We start from the raw sequence: 21403 nt of genomic DNA, 5'->3' as shown, positions 1-21403 counted from the left end.
CCGTGACCCACCCCACCGAGCGCACCGAGCACATCACCGACACCGCTCCCGCCGCAGGCACCGAGCCCGCAGGGCTCGGTTTCACCCGGCTCCTCTTCATCGCCACCGGCTCCGTCTCCGCCGCCGAACTGCCCTCCTGGATCGCCTGGCTGCGCTCCACCCACCCCGCTCTGGAGATCCAGACCGTCCTCACCCGCAGCGCCCAGCGGTTCGTCACGCGCGAGGCCCTCAACCTGCTCACCGGCCGCCGCACCCTGGTGGACGCCTGGCCGGACGAGCCCGTGCTGCGCGCCCCGCACGTCGACCTGACCGCCTGGGCCGAGGCCGTACTCGTCTACCCCTCGACGTTCTCGTACACCGCCCGCCTCGCGCTCGGCCTCGCCGACAGCCCCTCGCTGCTCACCGCGCAGTGCACGGCGGCGCCCGTCGCCGTCGCCCCCGCGCTGCCGCCCGGCGGCGCCCAGAGCCATGCCTACCGCCGCCACGCCGAGGCCCTCGCGGAGCGCCCCAACTGCGTCGTCGTGCCGCCCGTGCCCGCGCTCAGCCTGACCACCGGGCGCACCGACAGCTGGGCCCCGGCCCCGCTCCCCGATGTGGTGGACGGCCTCGCCGCGCTGCACCGCAGCATCACGGCGGAGCCGACGCCATGAGCGCCGTCGTGGTCGACGCCTACGCGACAGGCCTGCTCTCCACCACCGTCACCGCCCTGCCCGACGGCGGCCACCGCTGGCTGCGCCGACCCGGTGCGGGGGCTCCGGAGGCCTTCGCACCGCTCACCGCCCGCCTGCGCGAGCTCGTCGAGCAGACCTCCCCCGGCCCTGGTACCCGCCTGCTGACCGGGGATCCCGCGCCGGACGGCGCCCGGACGTACGCCGCCCCCGGTCCGTACTCCGTGGCCCACTGGCTCATCACCGGGGGTGGACCGCATGCCGTCCCCGGCGGCCACCGCGCGCTCACCGAAACCCTCAGGGAGGTCGGCGCGCTGCTCGCCGTACTCCACGCCCGGCCCGTCCCCGAGGAGGCCCGGCGGCCCGCGCGCGCGGTCGTACGGCTGCACGCCTGGCTGTCGGGCCGTACGACCGCCGGCGGAGCCACCGCCGCGGACCTGCTGGGCGAGGCGGCCGTGGCCCCCCTGCTCGCCTGGGTGGCGCAAGCCCTCGGCCCCGCGGACGGCCACGTCCTGTCGCACGGCGCGCCGGGCCTCGGCTCGCTCCTCCCCGCCGCCGGAGCCGCACCGGCGGTGCTGCTGACGGGCGAGGACCTGTGCGCCGCCCCGCCCCATTTCGACCTGGGCTGGCTCGCCGGGGAACTCCTGGAGTTCCGCTGGCTGCTGGGCGCCGCCGCCGACCCGCAGGTCTGGCAGCAGCTGCTGGACGCCCTCTTCGACGGCTACGGCGGCGACGCCGCGGCCGCGCGTGAGGGCCACCTGCACGGCACCGCCCTGCGCGTTGCGCTGCACGCGCACGACACGGCCGCGTACATCCCGGCCTCGACCGGCCAGGCCCGCCTGTACGGCGTGCTCGCCGCCACGCTCACCGAGGGGGCCGCCGGATGACCGGCCGCACGGGCATACGCAGGCTGACCCTCGCCAACGGGCTGCGCGTACTGATCGACACGACGGCCGCGGGCGGGCTGACGGCGGTCGCCGTCCACTACGGCGTCGGCTTCCGCTCGGAGCCCGAGGGCCGCGCCGGCCTCGCGCACCTGCTGGAACACATGATGTTCGAGGGCAGCGAACGCTTCCCCGACCGCGCCTACTTCGCCGGCCTCATGGCCGACGGCGGATCCGCCGAGGGCACCACCCACCAGGACTACACGGACTACGTCCACGTCGTTCCCACCGCGGCGCTGGAACGCGCGCTGGCCGCCGAGGCCGACCGGATGCGCGCCCCCCGCTTCACCCCGGACTCCCTCGCCGAGCAACTCACCGGCGTCGAGGCCGAGATCAAGGCCGCCGTGTACGACGCACCGCTCGGCGGGCTGCCCTGGCCCCTGCTGCCCGGACTGCTGTACGACCGCTGGGCCAACACCCACGACGGCTACGGCGACCTGCCCGACCTGGCCCGACTGACCCCCGAGGACTGCGCCGCCTTCTTCCGCGAGCACTACGCCCCGGGCAACGCCGTACTCACGGTGAGCGGCGGGGACGACCCCGAACAGGTCGCCGCCCTCGTCACCCGGTACTTCGCCGCGGTTCCGGCCGGGCCCGCCCGGCCCGACGCCGCGCGCCGCCCGGTCCTGGCCGAACCCCCGCTCACCGCGGACCGGGTGAGCGTACGGACCGTGCCCGGCGGCGGAGCCGTCTGCCTCGGCTACCGGCTGCCCGACCCGGCCGCCGACCTCGACGGCTACCTCGCCCGGCTCGTGGCAGCCCGGCTGCTGGCCGTGCCGCCGGTCGACGCGGGCTGCGGATTCTTCGGCCCGCTGGACGCGCTCGACCCCGACAGCCTCGTCATCACCCTGCCCGCCGCCGACGAGGACGGGGTACGGGCCGCGCTGCACCGGGTCGACGGGGCCCTGCGCGCCATCGCCGATGCCGACGAGGTCGCCGACGCCGAGGTCCGGCAGGCGGCCCGGCGGCTCGCCGACGACCACCTGCGCGCCCATCACGGGCCGGGCCCCCGGGCCCGCGCGCTCGGCCGGCTGGAGATCCTCTTCGGCGAGCCCGCCCTCCTGGACGAGCTGCCCGCCCGCCTGCGGGCCCTCGCCGCGGGGCGGGTCCGCGCGGCCGCCGGCGCGCTGGCCGACGATCCTCGGGCGGTGCTGGCGCTGCTCCCGGGCGGCGAACCGGTCCCCTTCCGGGGCCTGGGAGCACCGGTCCGGTCCGCCGCGCCGATGCCCGCCGCCTCTTCGGACTCCCGCGGCTCTTCGGTGTCTTCGGCGTCCCCCACCTCCCCCATCTCTTCGAGCTCCCCCGCCTCCTCCGCCTCTGCGACGTCTCCGGCCGCTCTCGGCGCCTCCGCCTCTTCGGCGTCTCCGACCTCCCCTATCTCCTCCGCCTCCACGGCATCTCCGGCCGCCCCGGCCCCTACGGCCGGTCCCGGCGCCCCGAACCCGGCCCCGGCCCTGCGGTCGGCCGCCCCGACGACCCCAGCCCCGGCCCTGCCGTCGGCCGCCCCGGCCGCCCCGGCCGCGCTGCGGCTGCCCGCCTTCGCCGAGACCGGCCCCGGGCCCGCCGCAGGCCGCCCGGGCGAGCCCGCCGTGGCCGCCGTACGCGACACCCGCGCCCCCCTCGTCGAACTCCGGCTGCGCCTGCCCGCGCCCCCCGCGGCCGCGCCCGCCGACCGCGAACGGCTCGCCCTGGTCCTCGCCGACCGCTGGACGGCCCGGTTCCCGGCCCGCGGGGCCGTGTCCACGACCGTGGAGAGCGGCGCCGTCCTGCTCGACGCCTGGCTGCCCGCGCCCGCCCCCGACCCGGTGCTGTTCGCCGACCTGCTCGGCGCCCCGCCGACGGCCGACGAACTCGCCGCCGTGGAACCGCGGGCCCGCGCCCGCATGGGAACCCGGGTGAGCTGCCCGGCCTGGCTCGTCGAACAGGCCCTGTGCCGGCGGCTCCTGGCCGGCCGGCCCGGCCCGGGCGCCGGCCCGACGGCCCTCACGGCCCCCCTGCACGCGGGCGGCATCGAGCTCACCGCCGTCGGCGACCTGGATCCCGAGGCCTGGGCCGCGGCGGCGACCGCCGCCCTGCGCCCGCTGACCTCGGCCCTCGACGCGCCGCCCGGCGCGCACGCGCCGCTCCCGGCCGCCGGTGAAGGCCTCGCGCTGCTGAGCCTGCCCCCGGCCCTGCCCGCGACTGCCGCCCACCTGCTGTGGGCCACTCCCGAGCCGCCCCCGGCCGGGTCGTTCGCCGCCCGCTGGCTGGCGGTGGCCGTGCTCGGCGGCGGCCAGCCCGGGGCCCGGCTCGCCGCGCTGCGCACGCCGCAGGCCCCGTACGGCTTCACCTCGTACGCGGGCCGCTTCGGCGACCACGCGGGCACCGGGGCGCTCGTCCAGGTCCACGCCCAGCTGCCACCCGCCGGCGCCGTCGAGGCCGCCGCCGTGATCCGCGACGAGCTGCGGCGCGCCGGCGCCGAACCGCCCGGCGGCGCCGAGGTGGACGCCGCCCGGCGGTACTGCGCGGGCCAGTTCGCCCTCGCGCCGCAGACCCAGGGCTCGCTCGCCGACGCGCTGAGCGCCTGGCTCGCGGCCGGGCGCCGGACCGCCGAGCTCGTCGGCTTCCCCGAGGCCCTGTACGAGGCCCCGGCCGCCGAGGTGGCCCGCGACTGCGCGCACCTGTTCGCCCAGCCCGCCTATGCCGGAGTGCTCGCCACGCCGGCGGCCGACCCGGCCGAGGAGACGCCGTGACCCGCACCACCGCCGCCCGCACCGAGCTCCGGTTCCAGCCCGTCGACCTCGACACCGCGCCCGAGGTCGACGCCCTGCTGCGGCGCATCGGCACGGGCCCCTTCGACCGCGCGGACCTCACCGCGCTGCAGGGCCGCAACGACACCTGGGCCGGCCGCACGACCGGCGGCGCCCGCGTCTTCGTCAAGCGGCTGACCGGTCCGCCGGAGGACGTACGGGCCCGGATGGACCGCGCGCTCGGCTACGAACGTCTGGTGGCGGACGCCCCGGCCGGCGTACTGCGCGGACCCGCGCTGCTGGGCAGCGACCCGGACGCCGGGCTGCTCGCCTTCGAGTACCTCCACGACGCCCGCAGCGGCGCCGAACTGATGGCCGACCAGGAGTTCACACCGGAACTCGCCCACCGCTCCGGCGCCGCCCTCGGGCGGCTGCACGCCTGCCCTGCCGGGCAGCAGGACCAGCTTGAGCGCAGCACTCCCGCCATGCCCTCGCCGGAGCTGCTGGAGGCGCTGCCCGCCGCCGCGTTCGAGGAGTTCAGCGGGGCGGAGCTGGAGACCTGGCGGCTGCTGCAGAACGACGCGCAGCTGATCGGGGCGGTGCACCGGCTGCTCGCCGCCGAACGGGCGGCGCCGCGCGTGCCCGCCCACTGCGACCTGCGGATGGACCAGTTCCTGATCACCGGACACCCCGGGGCGGACAGCCGGCTGCACGTGGCCGACTGGGAGGAGTTCCGCCTCGCCGACCCGGCCCGCGACGTGGGCGGGTTCGCCGGCGAATGGCTGCACCGCGCGGTGCACGACATCGTCACCTCCCGGGGCGACGCCGACACCGCCGCCTTCGCCGGGCTGTCCATGACGCGCGAGACCGTGCTCGCCCGCGGCGCGGAGAAGCTCGCCCGGCTGCGCCCGGTCGTCCAGGAGTTCTGGCGCGGCTACCGCGACGCGCGGCCCGACGCCGATCCGGGCCTGGCCGAGCGCGCAACCGCCTTCGCGGGCTGGCACCTGCTGGACCGGCTGCTCGCCGGGGCCATGCGCTCCAACCGCCTGCTCGGCATCGAGCGGGCCGCCGCCGGCATCGGCCGCACGGCCCTGCTCGACCCCGCCCGCTTCACCCACGTCGTCGGACTCGGAGACGCCTCGTGACCACCGCCGCAGCCCCCACCGAGCCGCTCACCCCCGGACCGGCCACCGCCGAACCGGCGCCGGCCTCCCTCCTGGCCCCCGACCTCGCCCCCGACCTCGCCGACGCCCTGGCGCGGATCCACCTCTCCGCCGACGGCCTCACCGCCACCGTCGGGCCCCGCACCATCGAGGGCGAATCCGCCCGCGAACTCCAGCAGCGGCTGGGGGCGGCGCTGTACGAGGTGTTCCACACGGGCCGCGCCGAGGCGGACACCCGCCGCCGGAGCATGGCCCCGCGGGACCGCGGCTTCGAGCGGGAGCTGGCGGCGGCGCTGCCGCACCGCGAGATCCAGCGCACCGGTGTCCTGCTCCGGGCCCCGCAGGAACCGGGCGGCGGTGAGGCGCTCGTCTCCTGGGACGGCGTACGCGTCCGGGTGCCCGTGGACCGGCTGACCGCGGACGGCCCGCTCGTCGCCGGCACGGAGGTACGCTCCCCCGCCTCCCCGGCCCGCCCCGCGCTCTCGCCCGGGTTCTTCTACGCCATGGGCTCCCGCGAGCCGCGCTTCGACGACCAACTGCTCCGTGTCTACGTCCACATCACCGACCCCGGGCGCGCCCCGATGATCTGGGGGACCGTACTGGAGCACCTGGAGGCGGCGGGGGCCGGCTACCACGCCAAGGTGCTGTCGGGTCCGGCCGACTACCCGCGCCGCGACGCCCTCGTCGTCTACCTGGGCAGCGAGTCCTGGGGCGCCTGCCACACGGTCGCCGACGCCGTCCGCGACCTGCCCGGCACCGCCCCGGACACCTCGGTCTTCGCCCACCGGCTCGGGCCCGGCACGGCCGTGGCCTGGGAGCCGGACGACCCCCGGCCCGGCGCGGGCGGGCTGAGCTTCGGCCAGCACCGCGCCTCGGCGCTGGCCGAGGCGGCCGTACGGGCCACGACCGGCTCCGAGAGCGCGCACGAGGCGTTCAGCAGCGCGGGCATCGACCCGGGCGCCCCCTACCGGAACCTGGCCTCACCGGACCTCCCCGCCCGCTGAGCGGGCCGGCCCGCGCCGAACGGGCCCCGTAGGCCTCCCATCCCCCCACCCCCCACCCAGGCGGAAGGCAGCACCATGCAACACCCCCCCGAAGGAGACGCGGTCCCGGCGGCCGTGGAAGTGCGCGGGCTCCGCAAGGAATTCGACGACAAGGTCGCCGTCGACGGAGTCGACCTCACCGTCCCTCGGGGCAGCTTCTACGGCCTCGTCGGCCCCAACGGCGCCGGCAAGACCACCAGCCTGTCCATGATCACCGGCCTGCTCCGGCCCGACGCGGGCACCGTGACGGTCGCCGGGTACGACGTCTGGCAGGACCCGTACGAGGCCAAGCACCGCATCGGCATCCTGCCCGACGGCCTGCGCCTGTTCGAGCGGCTGTCGGGACGGGAACTGCTGCGCTACACCGGACGGCTGCGGGAGCTCCCCGCCGCCGACACCGAGGCGCGCGCCGAGGAGCTGCTCGACGTGCTCGGGCTCTCCGAGGCCGGCGACAAGCTGGTCGTCGACTACTCCACCGGCATGCGCAAGAAGATCGGCCTGGCGGCCGCGCTGCTGCACAACCCGCCGGTCCTCTTCCTCGACGAACCCTTCGAGAGCGTCGACCCGGTGTCGGCCGAGACGATCCGCGAGGTGCTGCGCCAGTACACCGCCACCGGCTCGACGGTGGTCTTCTCCAGCCATGTCATGGAGCTCGTGGCCGCGCTGTGCACCCACGTCGCCATCCTGGCCAAGGGGCGCGTGGTCGCCGACGGCACGCTCGACGAGGTACGGGCCGGCCGGAGCCTGAACGAGCGCTTCATGGAACTGGTCGGTGCCCCGGCCGGGAAGGCGAAGGGAGGGAGCCTCGCATGGTTGGGGTCTTCGTCGGGCTGAAACTCGCCCTCCTGCGCAGCAGTCTGCGCCGCAGTACCGCCCGCGCCGTGGGCTTCGTGGCCGGCGCGGGCATCAGCCTGGCCGGGGCCTGCTACGCGGCCGTCGGCCTGGCCCTGGCCCAAGGCGAGCCGGACGCGCCCGACTTCGCCGTCCTGGCCTTCACCGGGCTGGCCGTCGCCTGGCTGGCGCTGCCGCTGTCCTTCGGCGCGGGCGGCGACGAGAGCTCCGATCCGACCCGGCTCGCCGTACTGCCCGTCCGGCCGCGCCGGCTGATCGCCGGGGCCACCGCCTCCGCGCTCATCGGCCCGGGGCCGCTGTGCACCCTCGTCCTCATCACCGGAGCGGTCGTCGGCGCCGCCGAGGGCGCGTTCAGCAGCTTCCCCGCCGCGGCCGTCACCGTCCTCGCCGTACCGCTGATGCTGCTGCTGTGCGTGGTCGCCTCCCGCGCCGTACTGGCCTCCTTCGCCCGGGCGCTGACCGGCCGACGCGGCAAGGACGCCGCCGCCCTCGGCGGCGTACTGACCGCGGTCGGCGGCTACGCCGCCTACCTGCTGCTGACCACCGCCGGCTCGGGGCTCGCCCTGCCGTCCCTCGTCGTACGGATCCTGCGCTGGACCCCGCCGGGGTGGCCGGCCGACGCGATCCGGGCCGCCGCCGACGGCAGGACCGGCACCGCCCTGCTCGAACTGGGCGGGACCGCCGCCCTGATCGCCCTGCTGATGGTGTGGTGGCACGGCTCCCTGACCCGGCTGATGACCACGACGGACGCCTCCACGGCCCAGGCCGTCAAGGTCCGGGCGGGCCGGACGACAGGCCTGCGGGCCCGGCTGCTCACCTCCAGCCGGACCCTGCTCGTCGCCCACCACCAGTTCAGCGCCTTCGCACGGTCGCCGAGGCACCGGATGACGATGATCGCGGCGCTGGCGTACGCGCTGCTGTTCCCGGTCGTGATGGCGGCGGCCAACATGCGGACCCCGTACGCCGCCGTCGGCGGCGCCTGGGTCTTCGGACTGACCGTCCCCGGAGTGCTGTTCGCCCTCGACGGCTCCGCGATCTGGAGCAACGTCGCCACGCTGCGCACCGTGGCGCAGGCCCGCGCCGAACTCGTCGGCCGGCTGCTCCCCCAGCTGGTGGTCATCGCGCCCTGGCTCACCGCCGTCGCCACCGGCGTCGCCCTCGTCAACGGGCGCACCGACCAGCTCGCGGCCGCGCTCGGCGTCAGCTTCGCGCTGCTCGGGGTGACCTTCGCGATGGGCATGGCCATCAGCGTGTTCCACCCCTACCCGTACCCCGAGGACCCGTGGAGCGTGAGTGCGCCCGGCCAGAGCGGCGGCTACCACCTGGCGAACTTCCTCAGCTCCTTCCTCGGAGTGGTGGCGATCGCCCCGGTGATCGCGGGCGCGATCGCCCTGAACGGCTCCGCCCTCGCGTGGCTGCTGCTGCCGCTGGGTACGGCGTACGGCCTGCTGGCCGTGCTGGTCACCCTGCGGACCATGGGACAGCGGCTGTTCGACAAGGCGCCCGAGATCCTCACCACCCTGCGGATGTCCTGACCCAACCGACCGGACGAAGGAACCCACGACGATGAAAGACTCGGCCACCCGCTCCCTGCTCGGGCACGCCCGCCCGCACCGCAAGGCCCTGATCGCAGGCGCGGCACTGAGCGCGCTCGGCGGGGTCGCCGGCCTCGCCCAGCCGCTCGTGGCGAAGTCGTTCGTCGAGGCCCTGGCCGTCGACGAGCCGGTCTCCCGCCAGGTGCTGCTCCTCGCCCTGCTGATCGTGGGCGGGGCGCTGGCCAGTGCGTTCGGCATGTACGCCGTCGAACGGGCGGCCGAGAGCGTGGTACTGGGCGCCCGCAAGCGGCTCATCTCACGGCTGCCCCGGCTGCGGGTCGCGGACCTGGACCGGCGCCCGCCCGGCGATCTGATCTCCCGGGTGACGGCCGACACCACCCTGCTCCGCGAGGCGGCGACCAACAACCTCGTCGACACGCTCATCGGCTCCGTCACGCTGCTCGGCATGCTCGTCCTGATGGCCTGGCTCGACGTGGTCCTCTTCGTCGCGGTGCTCGGCGTCGTCCTCGCCATCGGCGGGTGCACGGCCCTGGTCATGCCCCGCATCTCCCGGGCGAGCAAGGAGGCCCAGGAAGCCCTCGGCGAGCTGGGCTCGGGGCTGGAGCGGCTGCTCGGAGCGATCCGTACGGTCAAGGCGAGCGGCGCCGAACAGCGGGAGAGCGCCGCCCTGGAGGGTTCGGCGCACGGTGCCTGGCAGGCGGGCCTGCGGGCCGCCCGCTGGGGTGCGGTGGCCGGCACCTCCAGCGGCCTGGTGGTGCAGCTGGCGTTCCTGACCGTGCTGGGCCTGGGCGGGGCACGGGTCGCGAACGGCTCGATGAGCGTCGCCTCGCTGATCGGCTTCCTGCTGTACCTGTTCTACCTCGTGGGGCCGGTCGCGCAGCTGGCGAGCGGGATCAGCGGCCTCCAGGTGGGCACCGCCGCCGTCGGGCGCATCCACGAGGTGCTGGAACTCGCCCCCGAGGAGGGCGGGGAGGGCGATGAGCCGGCCGGGTCCGGCGACGCGGCCGCCCCGGCCGCGGGCGACGGGGGCGCCGAGATCGTCTTCCGGGACGTGGTCTTCCGCTACCGCGAGGACGGCAGGCCCGTCCTGGACGGGGCCGGCTTCGAGATAAGCCCCGGCGGGCTGACCGCCGTCGTCGGGCCCTCGGGCACCGGCAAGAGCACGCTGTTCGCCCTGCTGGAGCGCTTCTACGACGTAGAGGGCGGCAGCATCACCGTCGACGGGCGCGACCTGCGCGACTGGAACCCGGCCGAGCTGCGCCGGACCATCGGCTACGTCGAGCAGGACGCCCCCGTGCTGGCGGGCACCCTGCGCGACAACCTGATGCTCGCCGCCCCCGGCGCCAGCCCGGACGAACTCCACCGCGTACTGGAGCAGGTACGGCTCACCGCCCTGGTCGACAGCCTGCCGCAGGGCCTCGACACGGAGGTCGGCCACCGCGGCACGGCCCTGTCCGGCGGCCAGCGCCAGCGCATCGCCATCGCCCGGGCGCTGCTGCGACGGCCCCGGCTCCTGCTGCTCGACGAGGCCACCTCGCAGCTCGACGCGCTCAACGAGAGCGAGCTGCGCGAGGTCATCGCGGAGATCGCCCGCACCACCACCGTCCTGGTGATCGCCCACCGCCTGTCCACGGTGACCGGCGCCCGGCGCATCCTGGTCCTGGAAGGCGGCCGCGTACGGGCCGCCGGCACGCACGCCGAACTCCTGCGGGAGGGCGGGCTGTACGCGCGGCTGGCCGCGACGCAGACGCTCGGCACCGCCCGGGCGGAGCCGGCGGTGGCCACCGACTGACCGGGAGACCTCGCAGCCACTGATGAATTCATGACAAATATCAATATGTGCCGCGAGGGCCCGGTGGAACGCTGGCTGGTATGCACTTCGAATGCCGATTGACGATGGTTCCGCCGTCCGGACCGGAGCGGGTGGCCGGATGAGCGCAGGGACGGGGCATCGGATCATCCGCGTGCTCCTAGCGGCCGACGGACACCTCATGCGCAGGACGCTGGGTGACCTGCTGGGCCTGGAGGGCGACCTGCGGGTGGTCGCGGAGGCGGAGTCGGGTCCGCAGGCGCTGGCGATGGCCCGGGCCCACCGTCCGGACGTGGCCGTCCTCGACATCGGGGACACCGGGTCACCGGGACCGGACGGAGTCCACGTGGCCGCGGCCCTGCGGGAAGCCCTGCCCGACTGCCGCACCGTGATCATCACGGAGAGCGGCCGGTCGGGGCGGCTGAAGCAGTGTCTCGCCGCGGGGGCGCGGGGCGTCGTGCCGAAGTCCGCGCCGGCCGGACAACTGGTGGCGGCGATCCGCATCGTGCACTCCGGCGGACGGTACGTGCATCCGGAGGTGGTCGCGGAAGCCATCGCCCCGGAGGGCGCGATCTGACGCCCTGCCACAGCACTAGGCCCCGCACAGCGGGACGGGCTCCCGGCCGGGAGCCCGTCGGGCCGGTCAGTCCTCGTCCGCCTCGCCGGCGCCTCGGTGGCCGAGCCCGGTGCGCGCGGTGGTGGGGATGGTCCCCAGCCGGCCCGCCTGGAAGTCGTCGAAGGCCTGCTGGAGTTCGTGCTTGCTGTTCATGACGAACGGCCCGTAGTGCGCCATCGGCTCCCGGATCGGACGCCCGCCGAGGAGGACGACCTCCAGGTCCGGGGTGTTCGAGTCCTGCGAGGCGTCCGCCCGCACCGTCAGCGAGCCGCCCTCGCCGAAAACGGCCGTCTGCCCGGTGTGGATGGGCCTGCGGTCCTCGCCGACCGATCCGCGCCCGGCCAGGACGTAGACCAGGGCGTTGAAGTCCTCCCGCCACGGCAGGGTGATCTGCGCGCCCGGCGTGACGGTCGCGTGGACCATCGTGATCGGGGTGTGGGTGATGCCCGGGCCCTGGTGGCCGTCGAGTTCACCGGCGATCACGCGGAGCAGGGAGCCGCCGTCCGGGGTGGACAGCAACTGGACCTGGCCGCCGCCGATGTCCTGGTAGCGCGGGGGCATCATCTTGTCGGAGGCCGGGAGGTTCACCCACAGCTGGAGGCCGTGGAAGAGCCCGCCGGACACGACGAGGGACTCCGGCGGGGCCTCTATGTGCAGGAGGCCCGAACCGGCTGTCATCCATTGGGTGTCGCCGCCGTTGATGACTCCGCCGCCGCCGTTGCTGTCCTGGTGGACGAAGGTTCCGTCGATCAGGTAGGTGACGGTCTCGAAGCCGCGGTGCGGATGCCAGGGAGTTCCCTTCGGCTCACCCGGCGCGTACTCCACCTCGCCCATCTGGTCCATCATGATGAACGGGTCGAGGTACTGGTAGTTGATCCCGGCGAACGCGCGGCGCACCGGGAATCCCTCACCCTCGAACCCACCGGGAGCGGTGGTGACGGCCAGCACCTTGCGCGGGACGGCTGCCTGCGGCTCGGCCACGCGGGGGAGCGTCAACGGGTTCTCAACAGTCACTGCGGGCATGGTCAGGACCTCCTTCTGCGTCGAGTTTAGTTGAAACTCGAACTTTCTGCCACACCTGCGCTCAACGGAGAACCCCCCGCGGTAATTCCCCCCGGGACCCAACCTCCGTGCGCGGCCCCGCGTCCTACCCGGCGTGATGGACATGATCAGCTTCAACGACGCCGTGGACGGCGACGAACAGACGGAAACCCCCAGGCAGGGACCCCTTTGGCGGCACGCACTGTGGTCCGTGGCCGTCACCGCGTGCGGGCTCGGCCTCGGCTGGGCCGCCTCGGTCTTCCGTCTCGGGCCGCCCGAGTACGGCATCCCCAGCGCCGCTCCCGGCTTCCCCTGGGCCCTGCTCGCCGCCTGCGGCGCCGCCGGGCTGGTCGCAGCCGCACTGCTGCGCGGGACCGCGGCGCGGATCCCCGTCTACGCACCCACCCGGGTCGGCTTCGTCCTCGTCTTCCTGGGGACCCGGCTGGCGCTCGGCTTCCGCCCCGAGCCGGCCCCGCTGGCCGCGGCGGCGGGCGCCGCCGTACTGGCCTCCGCGGCCTATTGCGGGTACGCCGCCTGGACCCACCACCGCCTGACGGCCTGCGGCCAGGCTCAGCGGTGTCCCGGCAAGGCTTGACGGGGTGTGCGGCGCCGTTGCACGGGGCTCTGCCCCGGACCCCGCGCCTCAATCGCCGGCGGGGCTGGGTTTGGCTTTGGCTTCGCCCCTGTGGGGGCTTGGCGGGGTGTGGGTCGGGGCCGCTCCGGAGCGTCTCCTCGGCTCGCGCACTTAGTCCCGGCTACGCATGTCCGGCCCAGGTTGCGCGCTCGTCCTGCGGGGACCCTCCTGCGCGACCCCGCCCCACGCCCGGGCTTCGGAAGCGCAGCCTGGCGCCAGTGGGCGTCGGCGTAGCCGTGGTGGAGGGGAGTGGGGACGCGCAGGGGTGTCCCCGCAGGACGAGCGCGCAACCCGGGCCGATGGCGTCGGATCGGGCTCAGTGCGCGAGCCGAGGAGACAGCCCGGAGCGGCCCCGCGCACCGACCCCACCGACCAGGCCCCGGCCGAGCCGCCCGCAGGGCACCCGGCGAAGCCAGGGCCAAATCCAGCCCCGCCGGCGATTGAGGCGCGGGGTCTGGGGCGGAGCCCCAGCAACGGCGCCGCACCCAGGCGAGCCGACCGCAGGGCAGAACGCGTCAGCCGTACATGCGGCGCATGGCGTAGTCGACCATCTGCTCGACCGCCTTCGCGTCGAAGACCATGCGGTGGTCGCCCTCCATGTCGAGGACGAAGCCGTAGCCGGTCGGCAGCAGGTCGATCACCTCGGCACCGGTGATCACGAAGTACTTGGACTCCTTGCCGGCGTACCGGCGCAGCTCCTTGAGCGTGGTGAACATGGGGATGACCGGCTGCTGCGTGTTGTGCAGGGCCAGGAATCCCGGCGTCTCGCCGCGCGGGCAGTAGACCTTCGAGGTGGCGAAGATCTGCTGGAAGTCCTCCGCGGACAGCGACCCGGTGGTGAACGCCCGTACCGCGTCGGCGAGCGACGGCGGCGAGGGCTCGGGGTACAGCGGCTGCTCGCCGTACCCGCCTGCCATCTGCTGCGGGGCCGCGTACTGCTGCCCTGCGCTCACGTTCTGGTCGTAGCCGTACATGGGACGAAGACTACCGACCGGGCCCGGTCCCCCGGGCACGCAATCGCGCCACGCTTGACCCTGGTCACAGTTGCCCGGCAAGGGTTGCCCTTATTACCGGTGGGTAGCATCATTACGTTACCGATTGGTATGTACGAGGAACCTGTCTCCCCGAGCCTTAACGGAGCCGTCGCCATGGGGCACTACAAGTCGAATCTCCGCGACATCGAGTTCAACCTCTTCGAGGTGCTCGGCCGCGACAAGCTGTACGGCACCGGTCCCTTCGAGGAGATGGACACCGAGACCGCCAAGAGCGTCCTGTCCGAGCTGGCCCGCCTCGCCGAGAACGAGCTGGCCGCCTCCTTCGAGGACGCCGACCGCAACCCGCCGGTCTTCGACCCGGCCACCAACACCGCGCCGGTCCCGGCCTCCTTCAAGAAGAGCTACGAAGCCTTCATGGACTCGGAGTACTGGCGCCTGGGCCTGCCCGAGGAGATCGGCGGCACCACCTCGCCCCGCTCCCTCATCTGGGGCTACGCGGAGCTGCTGCTCGGCTCGAACCCGGCCATCTGGATGTACTCCTCCGGCCCGGCCTTCGCCGGCATCCTCCACGAGGAGGGCAACGAGGCGCAGAAGAAGGTCGCGCAGATCGCCGTGGAGAAGCGCTGGGGCTCCACCATGGTCCTCACCGAGCCGGACGCCGGCTCGGACGTGGGCGCCGGCCGCACCAAGGCGATCCAGCAGGCCGACGGCTCCTGGCACATAGAAGGCGTGAAGCGCTTCATCACCTCCGGTGAGCACGACATGGAGGAGAACATCCTCCACTACGTCCTCGCCCGTCCCGAGGGCCACGGCCCGGGCACCAAGGGCCTGTCCCTCTTCCTCGTCCCGAAGTTCCACTTCGACTGGGAGACCGGCGAGCTGGGCGAGCGCAACGGCGTGTACGCCACCAACGTCGAGCACAAGATGGGCCTCAAGGCCTCCAACACGTGCGAGATGACCTTCGGCGACCAGCACCCCGCCACGGGCTGGCTGATCGGCGACAAGCACGACGGCATCCGCCAGATGTTCATGATCATCGAGTTCGCCCGGATGATGGTCGGCACGAAGGCCATCGCCACCCTCTCCACCGGCTACCTCAACGCGCTGGAGTACGCCAAGGAGCGCGTGCAGGGCACCGACCTGGCGAACTTCATGGACAAGACGGCGCCCAAGGTCACCATCACGCACCACCCCGACGTGCGCCGCTCGCTCATGACGCAGAAGGCGTACGCCGAGGGCATGCGCGCCCTCGTCCTGTACACCGCCTCCGTCCAGGACGAGATCCAGGTCAAGCAGGCCGCGGGCGAGGACGCCTCCTCCCTCATCGGCCTGAACGACCTGCTCCTGCCGATCGTCAAGGGCTACGGCTCGGAGAAGTCCTACGAGCAGCTCGCCCAGTCCCTGCAGACCTTCGGTGGCTCCGGCTACCTGCAGGAGTACCCGATCGAGCAGTACATCCGCGACGCCAAGATCGACACCCTCTACGAGGGCACCACGGCCATCCAGGGCCAGGACTTCTTCTTCCGGAAGATCGTCCGCGACCAGGGCGCCTCCCTGAACGTCCTCTCCGAGACGATCAAGAAGTTCCTGGCCGAGGCGGCCGGCGGCGACGACCTCGCCCCGGCGCGCGACGCGCTCGCCAAGGCGGCCGTCGACCTCGAGGCCATCGTCGGCCAGATGATCGTCGACCTCACCGCCACCGGCGAGGACGTGAAGAACATCTACAAGGTCGGGCAGAACACCACCCGCCTGCTGATGGCCTCCGGCGACGTGGTCGTCGGATACCTGCTGCTCAAGGGCGCCGCCGTGGCCGCCGAGAAGCTGGCCACCGCCTCCGCGAAGGACGTGCCCTTCTACACCGGCAAGATCGCCGCCGCGAAGTTCTTCGCGTCGCAGGTCCTGCCGGGCGTCGCGGTCCAGCGCCAGCTGGCCGAGGTCGTCGACAACTCCCTCATGGAGCTCGACGAGGCCGCCTTCTAGGCTGCGCGCCGACGCGCCACCCCGCCGTACGCGGTGTAGTACGCAATCAGCGGCCGGGCCCTCCGCACGGGGGCCCGGCCGCTGACGTACAAGCCCCTGTACTGCGGTTTTCCCCGTTGTCAGCCGTTCATGGGACGCTCGTACGCATGAGTCCACAGGATCAGCACGGCAGCAGGGGGTACTCCGTCCCGACCGGGCGGCCGTACGCCCTCAAGGAGCTGCAGGCGAGCCTGGGCAGCCTCGGCGACCACCTGCGGGAGCTGTACGACGGCGCCCACCCCGCCGAGTACGACGGCATCGCCGACGCCCTCTACGTGGCCTTCCAGACCGCCGCCGGCCTCGCCCCCGCCAAGAGCTACACCGGCTGCTCTCAGCACCCCAACGGGGCCCTCGACCCCGAGGCCCCCGACGGCTGGGGCCGCTGCCTCCTGTGCAACGACCGGCGCCGCCTCGGACTGCGCGGCCACGGCGCCCGCAAGGCCGCCGCACCGCCCGCCGGGGAGCAGCGCCGGCTCGGCTACCCCGTACCGGAGCCCCCGTACACCCTCGACGTGCTGCGCACCTGGCTGCGTACCGTCGAGGACCAGCGCTTCCACCTGGGGCTGTCCTCGGCCGCCGAGGACTTCGTCCGCATCGCCGACGACCTGCACCGCGCCTTCATAGTCGCCCGCGAACTCTCCCGGCCGCGCAACGCCTCGGGATGCTCCGAGCACCCCGGAGCGCCCATCGACCCGGACGCGCCCCCCGGCGAGGCCTGTATCTTCTGCGCCGGACGCAAGAGGCGCGCGCAGCGCTCCGAGCAGACCCCGGAAATGCTCCCGCGCATCCGCCGGGGCGAGCGCAGGCAGTTGCAGCGCAGATTCGAACGTCCGCCGGGCTGAGAGTCGACGGGACCGCAGATCACCAACCGCGGGACCGGACTCCGGCCATCCGCCGCAGTCCGGCCATGACGAACACGACTGTCGTTAAGGTGAACCACTTGGCTTCCTCCCCTCCCCTAGGGGGAGGGGAGTCCCACCCGCACGGGTGGGGTTTCCTGCTTCACCACGGACCGCCCCGACCGAGAGGAGGACTCCCGATGAGGTCTTACACCCGCTCCACAGGCAGCAACCGCCAGCCCGGCGGCCAGAAGATTGATCGCGGCGTTCCCGTCCCGGTCGTGGGTGGTCCCGCAGTTCTCGCACGTCCACTCGCGGACGTTCAGGGGCATCGCCTCGGCGATCGCCCCGCAGGCCGAGCACAGTTTGGAGCTGGGGAACCACCGGTCCACGGCGATCAGCTCGCGACCGTACCAGGCTGTCTTGTACTCCAGCATCGACCGCAGCTCACGCCAGGCGGCGTCGCTGATGGCGCGGGCCAGCTTGCGGTTCTTGAGCATGTTGGTGACCGTCAGGTCCTCGATCACGAGCGTTTGGTTTTCACGCACGAGACGAGTCGTCAGCTGATGCAGGAAGTCCCGGCGACGGTCGGCGATCCGAGCATGGATCCGGGCTGCGTACCAGCAACCGGCGTTGTCACACGAGACCGTGACCGTGGACGGCTCCACCCCCTCCGGCAAGGGACGGGACCACACGATGTCCAACGGCTCGCCCATCTTCGCCAGCTGCAACCGGCCCTCCGCGTAGCGAAACCCGCTGCGGGTGTACTCGGCCGAGGCACGCGACTTCCGCTTCGACTTGAACCGTGGGTGCTGCGACCGCTTCTCCCAGAACCCCACGAACGCCGACTGCAGGTGGCGCAACGCCTGTTGCAGCGGTACCGAGGACACCGCCGCCAAGAAGGCCAGTTCCTCGGTCTTCTTCCACGCGGTGAGCATGGCCGACGTCTCCCCGTAGCCCATCCGCTCCCGGCTCGCTTTCCAGGCCTCAGCGCGGGCGGCGAGAGCCAGGTTGTAGACCTTCCGCACACACCCGAACGTCCGCGACAGCTCCACAGCCTGCGCGTCCGTCGGATAGAAACGGTACTTGAACGACCGCTTCACGGAAGGAATCCCCACACCCCGGACGCTAGGGGCGGTCACGATCCGAACACAAGCACAGGTCACAGCCTCACGCCGCGGCACTCCGCCGCAGCGAGGCTCCGAGCCGGAAATGCGTTTCCTCATCCGGCTGAAGCCGGGGGCTTCCACACAAGGGAAATACGATGAGCTCTCCCGCCCGCTTCGACCGCGGCCACACCGACGATCTGATGACCTTTTTGACGGCCAGTCCGTCGCCGTACCACGCCGTGGCCAATGCGGCCGAGCGGCTGGAGAAGGCAGGCTTCAGGCAGTTGTCGGAGAAGGACGCCTGGGATGCGGGAACCGGGGGCAAGTTCGTGCTCCGCGGCGGCGCACTCATCGCCTGGTACGTCCCGGAGGGCGCGGCCGCGCACACCCCCTTCCGGATCGTCGGAGCGCACACCGACTCCCCCAACCTGCGCGTCAAGCCGCTGCCGGACACCGGCTCGCAGGGCTGGCGCCAGATCGCCGTCGAGATCTACGGCGGCACCCTGCTGAACACCTGGCTGGACCGCGACCTCGGCCTGGCCGGGCGGCTGACCCTGCGGGACGGCAGCGAACGCCTGGTCAACGTGGACCGCGCCCTGCTGCGCGTCCCCCAACTGGCCGTGCACCTGGACCGGTCGGTGAACACCGACGGCCTCAAGCTGGACAAGCAGCGGCACATGCAGCCGATCTGGGGCCTGGGCGAGGTGCAGGAGGGCGACCTGATCGCGTTCCTGGAGGAGGAAGAGGGCCTGCCCCAGGGGTCGGTGGCCGGCTGGGACCTGATGGTCCACTCCATCGAGCCGCCCGCGTACCTGGGCCGCGACCGCGAGCTGCTGGCCGGCCCCCGCATGGACAACCTGCTGTCGGTGCACGCCGGCATCGCGGCCCTGGCGGCCGTCGCGTCCGGGTCCGGGGCCGGGAAGCTCGACCACATCCCGGTGCTGGCCGCCTTCGACCACGAGGAGAACGGCTCGCAGTCGGACACCGGCGCGGACGGCCCCCTGCTGGGCAACGTGCTGGAACGTTCAGTCTTCTCGCGCGGCGGCTCCTACGAGGACCGCGCGCGGGCCTTCGCCGGCACCGTCTGCCTCTCCTCGGACACCGGCCACGCCGTGCACCCCAACTACGCGGAGCGCCACGACCCCTCGCACCACCCCCGGGCCAACGGCGGCCCGATCCTGAAGGTCAACGTCAACCAGCGGTACGCCACGGACGGCAGCGGGCGCGCGGTGTTCGCGAACGCCTGCGAGCGGGCCGGCGTGCCGTGGCAGACCTTCGTCTCCAACAACGCCATGCCGTGCGGTACGACGATCGGCCCGATCACCGCCGCCCGCCACGGCATCCAGACCGTGGACATCGGCGTCGCGATCCTCTCCATGCACAGCGCGCGCGAACTGTGCGGCGCGGACGACCCGTTCCTGCTGGCGAACGCCCTGGTCGCCTTCCTGGAGGGCTGAGCCGCAACCGCGGGGCCCTGCTCCGGACCTCTGTCCGGGGCAGGACCCCGCGTCGTACGGCCGTCCTACCCGGCGGCGTCCATGCCCGCGAGGACCAGCGGCAGGCGGTTCGCCCCGGCCGCGGTGACCGTCACCGGAACACCCCAGTCCTGCTGGTGGACGTGGCAGGCCGGGTACTCGTTTTCGGGGTCGTCGTCGCAGGACGCCGCCATCGCCGAGACGTGCAGCACGCCCTCGGTGAGCTCCGGGTTCAGCGCCAGCTCCCGGAACAGGTCCGTCCCGGCGCCCTCCCCCGCCACGAGCAGCTCGGGCGGGGTCGAGGACACCAGCAGCCGCGTCGAGGGCCCGTACCGGGTGTCGAGCTTCTGCCCGCTCGGGGCCTGGAACACCACGTCCAGCCGGAGCGGGCCGGGCCCCACCTCGGTGGCGGCCCGCTGCGTACGGTGCGCCACGGAATCCACCCGCACCGCCTCCTCCGGCAGCCGCAGCCGGGTCAGCCGGTGCCGCGCGGACTCGACCACCACGATGTCCTCACCCACCAGCACGGCGTCGCTCGGCTCGCGCAGATCGGTGGCGAGGGTCGAGACCTGCCCGGTGGCGGGGTCGTAGCGGCGCAGCGCGTGGTTGTACGTGTCGCACACCGCGACCGAGCCGTCGGGCAGGGCGGTCACCCCGAGCGGGTGCTGGAGCAGGGCCTGGCCCGCGTCCCCGTCCCGGTGGCCGAAGTCGAACAGCCCGGTCCCGACGGCGGTCGTGACGGCGTAGCCGTCATCCGTGGCGTGGACGTACCGCAGGGCGCTGGTCTCGGAGTCGGCGACCCACAGCCGGTCCCCGGCCGCCGCGAGCCCGGACGGCTGCGCGAACCAGGCCTCGGCGGCCGGCCCGTCGTGGAGCCCCTCGTTGGTGGTCCCGGCGGCCGCCTGGACGGTCCCGGCCTCGGGATCCCAGGTCCACAGCTGGTGGACGCCGGCCATCGCGATCCACACCTTGCCCTGCCACCAGGCCACGTCCCACGGCGAGGACAGGTCCACCTCCAGCGCGGGCCCGGAGGTCGGCGACCCCTGCCACCACTGGCGCCCCGTACCGGCGACGGTCTCGACGGCCCCGCTCTCCAGGTCGAGGACGCGCAGCGCGTGATTGACGGTGTCGGCGACCACGACCCTCCCGTCGGGCAGCAGCGCCAGCCCCTGCGGCTCGCTGAAACTGTCCGCGGTGAACCCGCGCTCCCCGCTGCCGACGCGCCGTACGACGCTCTCCCCGTCGGCGGCCAGCTCCACGAGCTGGTGCCGCGTGGAGTCCGACACCAGGAAGGTCCCTCCGGGCAGGGCGAGCGCCTTCCCGGGGAACCGCAGGTCGGTCGCGACCGGCTCGGGCGCCACGTACGGCCCGTCCCCGCGCCGCAGGGTCCCCTTGGCCTCGTGCTCGGCCTCCAGCTCCTCGACGAGCCGCGCGATGGCGTGCGCGTGCCCCTCACCGGCGTGCTGCGCCACGATGTACCCCTCGGGGTCGATCACGACGAGCGTGGGCCAGGCGCGTACGGCGTACTGCTTCCAGGTCGCCAGCTCGGGATCGTCCAGCACGGGGTGGTGCACCTCGTACCGCTCGACGGCATCGACGACGGCGGCGTGCTCGGCCTCGTGCACGAACTTCGGCGAGTGCACGCCGACGATCACGACGGTGTCGCGGTGCTTCTCCTCCAGCTCGCGCAGCTCGTCGAGGACGTGCAGGCAGTTGATGCAGCAGAAGGTCCAAAAATCCAGGATCAATACGCGACCCCGGAAGTCGGCGAGCTTCAGATCCTTCCCGCCGGTGTTGATCCATCCACCCTTGCCGATCAGCTCGGGGGCACGGAGACGGGCATGTCGGCGGGGCGCGGGGGTGTGCGCCGGGGCGGCATCGTTCATGCCCCAAGGGTGCCACCCCCGACC

At 73.7% G+C, this 21403-nt stretch carries 16 protein-coding genes and 1 pseudogene; 13 read left to right on the top strand and 4 right to left on the bottom strand.

The annotated features are described in order from the left end of the window. The first annotated feature begins 2 nt into the window (after nucleotides 1-2). The 9 genes and pseudogenes from OG447_RS07715 to OG447_RS07675 form a co-directional block, all read left to right on the top strand. Nucleotides 3-650, top strand: coding sequence for a flavoprotein (locus tag OG447_RS07715; protein ID WP_266935716.1), 648 nt, complete (start codon nucleotides 3-5; stop codon nucleotides 648-650). Continuing rightward, nucleotides 647-1555: a hypothetical protein gene (locus tag OG447_RS07710; RefSeq protein ID WP_266935714.1), complete on the top strand. Its 909-nt coding sequence runs from the start codon at nucleotides 647-649 to the stop codon at nucleotides 1553-1555. Before OG447_RS07715 ends, OG447_RS07710 begins: the two co-directional genes overlap by 4 nt. Then, nucleotides 1552-4344 (top strand): insulinase family protein, encoded by a 2793-nt coding sequence (locus tag OG447_RS07705; RefSeq protein WP_266935713.1) that lies wholly within the window; start codon nucleotides 1552-1554, stop codon nucleotides 4342-4344. The genes OG447_RS07710 and OG447_RS07705 overlap by 4 nt, the downstream gene beginning before the upstream one ends. Then, a complete protein-coding gene (gene lxmK, locus OG447_RS07700) occupies nucleotides 4341-5486 on the top strand; it encodes a class V lanthionine synthetase subunit LxmK (RefSeq protein WP_266935712.1) in 1146 nt (381 codons plus the stop codon). The genes OG447_RS07705 and lxmK overlap by 4 nt, the downstream gene beginning before the upstream one ends. Then, a complete protein-coding gene (locus OG447_RS07695; RefSeq protein ID WP_266935710.1) occupies nucleotides 5483-6508 on the top strand; it encodes a T3SS effector HopA1 family protein in 1026 nt (341 codons plus the stop codon). Before lxmK ends, OG447_RS07695 begins: the two co-directional genes overlap by 4 nt. A gap of 75 nt (nucleotides 6509-6583) precedes the next feature. Next, a complete protein-coding gene (locus OG447_RS07690; RefSeq protein ID WP_266935709.1) occupies nucleotides 6584-7381 on the top strand; it encodes an ABC transporter ATP-binding protein in 798 nt (265 codons plus the stop codon). Next, entirely contained in the window at nucleotides 7357-8934 is a 1578-nt protein-coding gene (locus OG447_RS07685) for a transporter (protein ID WP_266935708.1), read from the top strand. The genes OG447_RS07690 and OG447_RS07685 overlap by 25 nt, the downstream gene beginning before the upstream one ends. A gap of 31 nt (nucleotides 8935-8965) precedes the next feature. After that, nucleotides 8966-10747: an ABC transporter ATP-binding protein gene (locus OG447_RS07680; RefSeq protein WP_266935707.1), complete on the top strand. Its 1782-nt coding sequence runs from the start codon at nucleotides 8966-8968 to the stop codon at nucleotides 10745-10747. 139 nt (nucleotides 10748-10886) lie between these two features. Then, nucleotides 10887-11324 (top strand): annotated as a pseudogene (locus OG447_RS07675) (response regulator); the annotation flags it as partial. 84 nt (nucleotides 11325-11408) lie between these two features. Here OG447_RS07675 and OG447_RS07670 read toward each other — a convergent pair. After that, a complete protein-coding gene (locus OG447_RS07670; protein WP_266935706.1) occupies nucleotides 11409-12404 on the bottom strand; it encodes a pirin family protein in 996 nt (331 codons plus the stop codon). Nucleotides 12405-12540: 136 nt separating this feature from the next. On the opposite strand from OG447_RS07670, the gene OG447_RS07665 reads away from it, so the two are divergent. Then, on the top strand, nucleotides 12541-13017 hold the full coding sequence (locus OG447_RS07665) for a hypothetical protein (RefSeq protein WP_266935705.1): 477 nt from the start codon (nucleotides 12541-12543) through the stop codon (nucleotides 13015-13017). 554 nt (nucleotides 13018-13571) lie between these two features. Here OG447_RS07665 and OG447_RS07660 read toward each other — a convergent pair. Beyond that, nucleotides 13572-14030, bottom strand: coding sequence for an SseB family protein (locus OG447_RS07660; RefSeq protein ID WP_030153025.1), 459 nt, complete (start codon nucleotides 14028-14030; stop codon nucleotides 13572-13574). Between the two features lie 174 nt (nucleotides 14031-14204). On the opposite strand from OG447_RS07660, the gene OG447_RS07655 reads away from it, so the two are divergent. Together OG447_RS07655 and OG447_RS07650 are read left to right on the top strand one after the other, a co-directional pair. Then, nucleotides 14205-16031, top strand: a complete 1827-nt coding sequence (locus tag OG447_RS07655) for an acyl-CoA dehydrogenase (protein ID WP_266938797.1) — start codon at nucleotides 14205-14207, stop codon at nucleotides 16029-16031. Between the two features lie 146 nt (nucleotides 16032-16177). Further along, entirely contained in the window at nucleotides 16178-16912 is a 735-nt protein-coding gene (locus tag OG447_RS07650; protein WP_266935704.1) for a hypothetical protein, read from the top strand. A gap of 116 nt (nucleotides 16913-17028) precedes the next feature. On the opposite strand, the gene OG447_RS07645 is transcribed toward OG447_RS07650, so the two are convergent. Then, the gene (locus OG447_RS07645; RefSeq protein ID WP_266938796.1) at nucleotides 17029-18021 is read right to left on the bottom strand and encodes an RNA-guided endonuclease TnpB family protein; all 993 of its coding nucleotides are present in this window, start codon (nucleotides 18019-18021) and stop codon (nucleotides 17029-17031) included. A 152-nt stretch (nucleotides 18022-18173) separates the two neighbouring features. Here OG447_RS07645 and OG447_RS07640 point away from each other — a divergent pair, with 152 nt between their 5' ends. Continuing rightward, on the top strand, nucleotides 18174-19475 hold the full coding sequence (locus OG447_RS07640) for a M18 family aminopeptidase (protein WP_266935703.1): 1302 nt from the start codon (nucleotides 18174-18176) through the stop codon (nucleotides 19473-19475). 65 nt (nucleotides 19476-19540) lie between these two features. Here OG447_RS07640 and OG447_RS07635 read toward each other — a convergent pair whose 3' ends face one another. Further along, a complete protein-coding gene (locus tag OG447_RS07635) occupies nucleotides 19541-21379 on the bottom strand; it encodes an NHL domain-containing thioredoxin family protein (protein WP_266935702.1) in 1839 nt (612 codons plus the stop codon). Between the last annotated feature and the right edge of the window lie 24 nt (nucleotides 21380-21403).

Source organism: Streptomyces sp. NBC_01408 (assembly GCF_026340255.1).
Lineage (GTDB): Bacteria > Actinomycetota > Actinomycetes > Streptomycetales > Streptomycetaceae > Streptomyces.
This window is presented reverse-complemented; position numbering and strand designations above follow the sequence as displayed.